Raw genomic sequence first — 7,114 nt, 5'->3', positions numbered from 1 at the left:
TAACCCGAAGAACCAGCGGCTACGGACCCGTACCGCTACCACCCGCCGCCACCGCGGACACCTCAACCCCGCTTAAATTCGAAGAGCCGGTATCGTGGCGGATCTTGTGATTGGAAGAAAATGCGCTACACGAAGGGCTGGCTTCATGCGCGAGAATGGGAAGCTATCTATATCCTGTACTATTCATTCGACCATGGCCATTGCCCGCCGGGGCAACTCTACAGCTGCATATAGGCGTTCGACACGGCAGTATGAGACCATGATCGTCGGGCTCGTGTGACAACGACGCGGCCTGCTCCCTATGCGGCAGGCCGCGTCGCCGACATTCCGGTAATACCCTTCAAGAAGATGCGGTGATCAACATGGCACGAGAACGGAAGCCTGACCAGGCTGTAGATTCGCCCAGTCTTTCGGAAGCTGCTACGGACAAACGTGTCAGCGTTCGGGTCCGCGTGGCCGAGGATCCCACGGCTCCCTCCGGGCTCGTCATTCAGTTGGCCAGCGACAAGTCCCCGGCAGTCCGACGCGCAGTCGCTGGTCGTCGGGGTCTACCGGCAGCGGTAGCACGTACGCTCGCTTCAGACTCTGACAAGCAGGTTCGAGAGAGGATTGCCGAGAACCCGGCTACCCCTGGCGATGTTCTGGTGCAGCTTGTGAATGACCCGCTCTTCCCCGTTAGATCGGCCGTCATCGAAAATACGGCATGTGACGAGGATGTTCAGTTGGCGATCTGTAGGTCACCGTACAAGGATTCGCGATACCAGCTTGCGCAAGGGGAAAACCTGTCCGCGAAAACCATCGCCTGCCTTTCCGTTGATCCCTCCCCCGAGGTCCGCGAGACCCTGGCCATCCAGACCACGGATCCCGGCACGCTCGCGCTGCTGGTCGCCGACGCGAGTCCGCGAGTCCGCGCTGGCGCAGCGTTCAACTCACTGACCACCGCAGATCAACGGCGCGCCCTGGCGCGCGACTCAAAGTCCGTTGTACGGGGTGCCTTGGTGCAGACGGTGACCCTCGATGAGGAGGATCTTCAACTCTTGGTACGCGATCGAGCCGTCGAAGTGCGATGGTGGATGGCTTGCTCTCTCGTCACGCCGCCCCACATACGCGAGATTCTGCGCAGCGACCCGGACCCGACTGTGCGACTCCAAGCAGAAGGACCCGCAAAACACAAATGGCAGGTCGACCCTACCGATGATTTGCATTGATATGCCTGAAATCAACGGCACAGTATCGCGTCACGGTCGTTTCGTGATCGATAGTTGGGATTGGTGACGGCGTCGACGTCGACGTGTCGGATATGGACCAAGTTCCGTTGAAGACCAGGGTTCTCGACGAGCTGTTGCAGTCTTTCCGGCAGGCTGGCATTCGCTTCCGAGTAGGCTACAGAGGTTGAAAGGTTGAGGTTCGCGTGGTCACGGTAGTTCGGGGTCGAGGGTCATGCCGGTGCTGGCGAAGAATCCGGCGAGGAGATCGGTCTGTTACTGGCAGGCGCGTAGTCGGTGTTTGACCAGGTCGGCGAGGTGGTCGACGCCTCGGGCAGCGATGTTGGTCAGGCCGCGTTTCATCCACAGCCAGACGCCTTCGGTCGGGTTGAGGTCGGGTGTGTAGGACTGCAGCCTGATCACGGTCAGCCACGGCCGGGCCGCGATCAGGGCGTGCATGCGTTGGCTGGGCGGACCGAGTTCTTGCCACTGAAGTCTGTCTCATGAGTGCTCTGAACTGCGGTTATCTGTCCGGGACGCAAGTTGCGGGCACGGTTCTTGGCCGGAGCGATCGCCCGGGGCATCCTCCCTTTGGAGCCTTGGGTGTCCTCCGTTCGGCCATCAGAGACAGAGTTCGTTGGCGCAGCGGGCACACCTCGATGGCAAAGGACAGCTGTTTACCGGATCGGTGCCCTGATCTCTCCAACTCCGGGAATCTGCATGTTGATCAGTACGCCTGCTGTCATTTGCGCGACTCGGAGCTGGCCTTCCTGGGACTCGTCCAGATCGAGGCGCACCGCGTAGTCGGGCATCGCGTCTACCAGTACCAGCACCGGCCCCATCTGCGGTGAGAACCGGAAGACCACAGAGAACAAGGGCGTGTGTATCCGTACCACGGTGCCCCCAGGACCGTCCCCGATGATCGTCGACTCCGGATGCTGCAACGGTGCGGTCACCGCGTACTCCAGCGCGAGCGCCACCATCGGCACCTCATCCCACCGCATCGCGATCACATGCGCCGAGAACAGGTCATGCCCCACCACCCGCGCCGACTCCGGCGCATCCAGCAACTCAGCCGCCAGCCGGTTCGCCAGCAGCCGGCGTGCCCGCCGCGCATCGGAGTCCGCCCACTCCGCCGCCCACCCGTCCGGTAACGGCCCAGCCGTCGCCGTGGAATGCACCGGCACCGCGATGACGCCCTGTTCACGCAATGTCGTCGGCGGCAGATCCTCGTCGTCGGGGCTGTGGCCGTTCACTGATCCAGCTTGGCATCCGTCTCTGCGGAGCGCGATACAACCATCGATTGCGGATTGCCACGGGGCTGATCTTGTTGATCTGGGCCGTTGTCCCCGGGCACCTTGCCGCTGTCGATCATGCAGGGTCGTTACCGGTATGCATGGGACGAAAGAGTACCGTTGCCTGGTTGCTCCCCATCTTCGGAGAAGACGTCGCCGTGACTCAGTATCTGGTCGGCTCCCGTGCCAGCAACCTCGCCAAGGCTCAGGTCCGCGAGTACCTGACACCACTTCGCGAACGGTTCCCGGAAGTGACCTTCACCCATCGGGTGATCCTGGAAGGTGGCGACAAGGACCGCCGGTCGCTGCTGTCGCAGGTCTCGGCCGTCAGCGGAGGTTCGGCGTTCAGCAGTGAGCAGGAAGCGTCGCTGGCCCGCGGCGACGTCGACGTGGTGATCCACTCCTTGAAGGATCTGCCGACCGCGAACCCGGACGGGTTGATACTGGTCGCGCCGCCGGAGCGGGCTGAGGTCGCTGACGCGTTGTGCGGCTCCACGCTTGCCGGCCTTCGCCGAGGGGCGCGTGTGGGAACCGGTGCCCCGCGGCGGGTCGCGCAGTTGCTCGCCGTGCGCCCTGATCTTGAGGTGGTGCCGATCCGGGGGAACGTGCCGCCCCGGTTGAAGAAGATCCAGACTGAGGGGTTGGACGCGGTCGTGCTCGCCGTGGCCGGGCTACGCCGGTTGGGTCTCGATGACGCCATCGGCGAGATCCTGCCGCTGGAACTGTTCCCGCCGAGCCCCGGTCAGGGAGCTCTCGGCATCCAGATCCGCCAGGGTGAGGAACCGCTACGCGAGATCCTGGCGAGCGTCGGCGACACCAGCGTGCACGCGCAGGTGAACGCCGAGCGGGCGTTCCTGGCCGAGTTGCACGGCGGATGCAGCGTCCCGGTCGGCGCGTACGCGGAAAGCCTGCCCGATGGCCGGTTGCGGCTCACGGGGCAGGTCACGTCGCTGGACGGCACCCGCCGGGTGTCCGGGGTGATGACCGGAGGAGCTGACGAGCCGGAGCGGTTGGGTGCGGCCCTGGCCGCCGACCTCATCGACCAGGGCGCGCAGGTGATTCTCGATGTGGTGCGCGGAGCCGTAGCGGTCAGATGAGCGTGCGGGCGATCTCTACCGCCGCATAGGTGACCACGGCGGTAGCCCCGGCCCGCTTGAGCATCGTGTACAGCTCGACCAGCAGCCGCAGATCACGCTTGTCCGTGCCCGCATCGAGCGGTGCCAGCGTGGTGTACTCGCCGGACACCGAGAACGGGAAGATCGGGGCGAGCGTCCGCGTCTTCAACTCGCCCAGGACGTCGGCCGTGGCGAACGCGGGTTCCAGCAGCAGCATGTCCGCGCCGTCGGACTCCATCCGCAGCGCGGCGTCGATGAACTGATCCGCGCGGACCGGGTTCACCTGGAACTCCCGGTTGTGGCCGACCTTCGGGGTGGCGCCCATCGCCTGACGGAACCCGTCGTAGAGGTTGCTCCAGAAGATGACGTGCGGCATCACCGACACGTTGTCGTAGCCGGCCTCGTCCAGTGCCCGCCGCGCCGCTCCGGTCGTGCCGAGCATCATCGAGGCCGGGCCGATGATGTCCGCTCCCGCGTCCGCATGAGCTACGGCCTGCCGGGCCGTCACGTCGAGGGTGGCCGCCACGTCCGGTAGGCCGTCCGAGCTGGTGACGTAGCACGTGCCATCGAGGGTGTAGGAGCACAGGCAGGTCTCGGTCATCACCGCCAAGGCCGGGGCCGTCTCCTTGATCGCGGCGATGGCCTGAGCCATCAGCGAGTTCTCGTGCACCGACGACTCGCCCGTCGCGCTGCGGTCGGTGCCTTCGGCGAACAGCTTCACTGATCGGATGCCGAGGGCTTCGCAGGCGGTGACCAGCTTCGGAAGCTCGGTGACCGTCGCCGTGGTCAAACCGCTGTCGGCTGCCTCAGCGGTCACCAGGAGGACCATCGAGAGGTCGGCGGGCGTGAGGCTCACCGGCTCCAGCATGTTGCGGACGGCGGCACGGCTCCGCAGAGGAGTTGTGGTTCTCGCCGTTCGCTGTCTGACGATCTGCGCCATTTCTCCAGCTCCAACGCCTAGAAGGGGAGGAAGATCCGGGGCCGGGGCAGGTTTCGCCGGCGACCTCCGCATGTAGCCAAGGGGGTCGAGGTGAGGGTGCAGAAACATCTCGGCTGCAAGGAGAAGCGTCATGGATGTCCTTACTGGCCGAGGCCGCTTTCTCCCAGCGAGCGGCCAGCTTGACGCCCTCACCTCGCGACAAGGGGAAGCCGACACGGCCACCGCCGTGACGGGAGACCGCTGATCCGCGAGGACGCTGCTGGTCATTCCGATAGCGCCAAGCCGCACGTGTGCACCGGTGAGCGCCGCATGATCCGTGCGGCCAGCCAGGCAGGCGACGCCCGATCGGGACGTGGAGCCAGGATCCCGCCGGGCACCGGCGGCAGGACACGGGGCGGCTCGCAGCCCGGCATGCAGCCTGCTTCCATCGCGGCGAGACCAGCATCGGCGGCCAAGGCCAGCCGGCTTCCGCTGCGGACGCGGCTGCGCACCAGCCGCAGAGCGTCCCGGCCGGCGTCGCAGCCCTCGTGGTGGAACAGCGCGATCGAGCGCATCATCTCGGCGTTGGCGATCCGGTGCCGGTCGACGATCGGGTTCCGATCCAGCTCGGCCAGGTAGGCCGTGCTGGCCTGTACCGCCTCCGGCACGTGATCCCACTCGCTCAGGTCCGTGCTGACCGCGAGCAGCGCCAGCATCAGCGGCCAATCCGTCCACGCTGATCCAGCGATCACGTCGACCGCAGCGTCGATGGCCCAGTGCGCGCCGAACGCATGCCCGAACCGTTGCTCCGCCTCCGCCAGCAGGATCAGCAGCGCGACGTGCCTCCGCTCGTCGTCGCCGACGCCGCGCAGTGCGGAGCTGACATGGACGATCCCGTCCGCCGAGTCAGCCAGTACCGCGACACGAAGCTGCGCGATCGGCACCGTGGCGGAAGGGCGGGCCACGGTAACCGCGCCAACCCCGCCAGCCGATATCGCAAGATCGATCGGATGGCTCATCGGACGTCTCCCTCCTCAACTCGATCTGCTCGATGCTCGTGCCCGTGAACGCTTTGACTGGCAGGCCTGACCTGTACCTGGGGAAGCCGGTTCACCAGCGTGACGTGTATGCCGATAGCTCGACTCAGGCCCGGGAAGCTCGCGCAGAGCAACCCGGGCCGAGCCTGCGGCCGTCGGTGGCCGCGCCCAGCCGCGCATCGTTGGGGCGAGTTAGACGGGCTGGAGGATGACCCGGCTCGGCATGGATACGGGCAAGTCCTCACCGAGCCGGGAGTCAAAGCGACAGGTTCACGCTGGTGATGTCGAGGGCGTAGAGATCGGGGACCGCGTTCATGCCGGGTGCCTCGAAGTCGGGGCACAAGGTCACGTTCCTTCCGACCTGACGGGCTCCGCCGCAGCCCTGGCTCGCGCCGCCGTGGCGCTCTCGACCACGATGTGCTCAGCCGCTACGTCCATGTCCTCCGGGTCCAACTCCAGGACGACGCGGTCCTCGATCAGCCGGGCTCCGGAGATCTCCACCAGCGTGTCGCCGACCTTCACCGCGACCGGCACGTCGAAGGCGTCCTGGAGCAGCTCGAGCAACCCGATCCGCTTTCTCATGGCATCTCTCCCTCGTGATCAGGCCGCGATCCTCTGCTCACGCGGCGGAGGCTTGTCGGTCCACCCCAAGAAGCGTTCGTACAGATCGGCCGGCGCGCGACCGAAGCCCGCCGCCCAGTCGTCGATCGCCTCAACCAGGCAGGAGCCCACGTAAATCGAGAGGCCCTGCGGGAACTTCTGGTACTGCTCGGCCAACTCGACCTTGGCGATGGCGCACGGCCACGGCAGGCCACAGACCCGGCAATCCCACGAGGGGCGTTCACCCTGGTGTTCCGTACGGGGGACTAACACGAGTAGCCCCTCTCCGCGCGTTGCTCCTGCGCCGGCGTCAGCGATCCCGCCCGGCCGATCAGCCCAAGCGGCTTCGTCGGCGCCGCCCACGCCGGGCCCTGCTCGTCCCGCTCGACGAGGGGGGACTCGTCGCTGCTGGCCGGGTGGGCTGGATGGCTCGGGGTCGTTTGCGTCAAGAAGGTTCGGAGGCTGCGTTCCTCCTGGCCACGGCATTCGGCCATCCATACCTCGATGCACGGCCAGGGCAGACCACACGTACAGCACGCTCGACGTAGGAGTTGCCACGGTTTGCGCTGGCGTCGCGTGTGCATCTGGGCCCCAATCCACTGATTCGCGCCGGGGAAGCACCGAAGCCATACCTACCGCACCTGCGACCCCGCCCAATTTCGTTCCGTGTTGATCGTGGTCGATGGTCGACACGTAACCCATCACGCGCGGTAGTGCATCAAGGGGTAGTTTTATCCGGCGACCGGATACCTTGCTTCGGACGGCTATCCCACCCACGGATAGCCGAGACCCTCAGGGGGAAATGTGGGCACACGCGCGGTGGCAACATTCTCGGTACCCGGGCATCTCGGCTCTTCGAATTTAAGCGGGGTTGAGGTGTCCGCGGTGGCGGCGGGTGGTAGCGGTACGGGTCCGTAGCCGCTGGTTCTTCGGGTTACGAAAT

8 protein-coding genes are annotated in these 7,114 nt (G+C 65.8%); 2 read left to right on the top strand and 6 right to left on the bottom strand.

What is annotated here, in order from left to right; translation table 11 throughout:
* The first annotated feature begins 653 nt into the window (after window positions 1–653).
* On the top strand, window positions 654–1,208 hold the full coding sequence (locus AB0M08_RS46935; protein ID WP_364508715.1) for a hypothetical protein: 555 nt from the start codon (window positions 654–656) through the stop codon (window positions 1,206–1,208).
* A gap of 273 nt (window positions 1,209–1,481) precedes the next feature.
* Here the strand turns inward: AB0M08_RS46935 and AB0M08_RS46930 are convergent, their stop codons facing one another.
* Window positions 1,482–1,664 carry a hypothetical protein gene (locus tag AB0M08_RS46930; RefSeq protein WP_364508712.1) on the bottom strand — a complete coding sequence of 61 codons (183 nt, stop codon included), beginning with the start codon at window positions 1,662–1,664 and terminating at the stop codon, window positions 1,482–1,484.
* A 218-nt stretch (window positions 1,665–1,882) separates the two neighbouring features.
* Window positions 1,883–2,461 carry a hypothetical protein gene (locus tag AB0M08_RS46925; protein ID WP_364508710.1) on the bottom strand — a complete coding sequence of 193 codons (579 nt, stop codon included), beginning with the start codon at window positions 2,459–2,461 and terminating at the stop codon, window positions 1,883–1,885.
* A gap of 167 nt (window positions 2,462–2,628) precedes the next feature.
* On the opposite strand from AB0M08_RS46925, the gene hemC reads away from it, so the two are divergent.
* Window positions 2,629–3,597: a hydroxymethylbilane synthase gene (gene hemC, locus AB0M08_RS46920; protein ID WP_364508708.1), complete on the top strand. Its 969-nt coding sequence runs from the start codon at window positions 2,629–2,631 to the stop codon at window positions 3,595–3,597.
* Here the strand turns inward: hemC and AB0M08_RS46915 are convergent.
* From AB0M08_RS46915 to AB0M08_RS46900, 4 genes are all read right to left on the bottom strand, one after another.
* Window positions 3,590–4,555 carry a hypothetical protein gene (locus tag AB0M08_RS46915; RefSeq protein WP_364508705.1) on the bottom strand — a complete coding sequence of 322 codons (966 nt, stop codon included), beginning with the start codon at window positions 4,553–4,555 and terminating at the stop codon, window positions 3,590–3,592. The two genes, hemC and AB0M08_RS46915, sit on opposite strands and share 8 nt — an antisense overlap.
* Before the next feature lie 263 nt (window positions 4,556–4,818).
* The gene (locus AB0M08_RS46910) at window positions 4,819–5,553 is read right to left on the bottom strand and encodes a hypothetical protein (protein ID WP_364508702.1); all 735 of its coding nucleotides are present in this window, start codon (window positions 5,551–5,553) and stop codon (window positions 4,819–4,821) included.
* Between the two features lie 363 nt (window positions 5,554–5,916).
* Window positions 5,917–6,153, bottom strand: coding sequence for a hypothetical protein (locus AB0M08_RS46905; protein WP_364508700.1), 237 nt, complete (start codon window positions 6,151–6,153; stop codon window positions 5,917–5,919).
* A gap of 18 nt (window positions 6,154–6,171) precedes the next feature.
* Entirely contained in the window at window positions 6,172–6,348 is a 177-nt protein-coding gene (locus AB0M08_RS46900) for a hypothetical protein (RefSeq protein ID WP_364508697.1), read from the bottom strand.
* Between the last annotated feature and the right edge of the window lie 766 nt (window positions 6,349–7,114).

Source organism: Actinoplanes sp. NPDC051851 (assembly GCF_040681165.1).
Taxonomy (GTDB): Bacteria; Actinomycetota; Actinomycetes; order Mycobacteriales; family Micromonosporaceae; genus Actinoplanes.
Note: the sequence above shows the minus strand (reverse complement) of the source record. Positions and strands in the feature narration are given on the sequence as shown.